Consider the following 1291-nt stretch of genomic DNA (forward strand, 5'->3'; position numbering starts at 1 on the left):
CACTACACTAAAAGCTGAGCTCTCACAGCTTCGAAACCTGATTCCGGATGTTATCGAGTCGCGACCATATAGACTTAACTGTGAAATTCAATGTGACTTTCTCATGGCTGAGCAAGCACTAAACTTAGGTTTTACTGCAACCACTTTAACACTGTATAGAGGTAGTTTTTTAGCCAAGTCAGAAAGTCCGTTTTTGTGTGCTTGGAGAGATTGCTTTGATGCCCGCTTGAGTCATGTTATCTATCAAATTGATGATGTAGACCAACTATTACGTGTAGTTAGCCGCGTTCCCGACCGTGTTGATGCCGTTGAACGCTTACTTGAGCTTCTGCCCGAAGAAACACCGTATCGGGCAAAGCTCTTAAAATTGCTCGAATAAAATAAAAGGGAGAATATGTAGAATATTCTCCCTTTTTAAGATGAGATCAAGAAGAGGCTTGAAGCTGTACTCTATAGCAATCGTCTAAAGCTAATTCATAATACCGCAGCCCTTCTTCCGCCGCATGAAATGCTTTTTGCTGCCAATCAGGACGTTCATTGCACAAACGTTTAATCAGCTCCATGGCTTCATAAGGATGTAAATCATCATAATGAGCATGTGCACGTAACCAGGCTAAAGAACGCTTATCAATGGTAACTTCCGGATGATCCGTATAAGCGTGTATGCCTTTATAGACTTGAATAGACCAGTCACCTGTCGCCCATTCAATTGCCAAATTAGTCGCAGCCAGACATTCAGCCAAGTTGCCACGATGACTCATATTCCAAAGAAAATGATTCACCGCATTCATCGAAGCTGGCGGACGAACACTATCGAGTTGTTCTACCGTTAATCCAAAACCTCTAGCCCAATCCCGATACCACTGTAAATGGCGCTCTTCGACCTTAATATTTTGAATTAACCAATCTCTTGTTTCAGTAACGCCAGGTTCTGCAAAAGCAGTTGCTTTAGCTAACGCACCAGCCATATATGACGGGAAATGCGCTACTAATGGATAGAAATTAAGTAAAGCATAACGGAAACTTTCTAGGCTCAATCCCCCATTGGCCATTTCAGTAAAAAACGGATGTTTACTCACCCGCTCCTTCACTGGTAAAAGATCCTCCCAAAACCGCTGAGACCATCCATTATGCGGCGTAATTTCTAAACTCATTCCATATTGATTTAGAGCAGTCATTGCTAATTTTCCTATTTATATGACAGCAATCATCTGTACTTCACGGCTATAAGTCTATCCGAAAATGATAAAGATACAATCTTTAATCGACCATTTGTAATTTTTTCTCAAAG

Annotated in this window: 1 protein-coding gene and 1 pseudogene; one reads left to right on the top strand and one right to left on the bottom strand. The window is 41.3% G+C overall.

Annotation, left to right across the window (positions count from 1 at the left end; translation table 11 throughout):
* Positions 1–379: pseudogene (locus VXQ92_RS18615) on the top strand (transcriptional regulator); the annotation flags it as partial.
* Between the two features lie 46 nt (positions 380–425).
* Here the strand turns inward: VXQ92_RS18615 and VXQ92_RS18620 are convergent.
* The gene (locus tag VXQ92_RS18620; RefSeq protein WP_098714228.1) at positions 426–1178 is read right to left on the bottom strand and encodes a TenA family transcriptional regulator; all 753 of its coding nucleotides are present in this window, start codon (positions 1176–1178) and stop codon (positions 426–428) included.
* Positions 1179–1291 lie beyond the last annotated feature (113 nt).

This window comes from Acinetobacter sp. 228, from assembly GCF_048147885.1.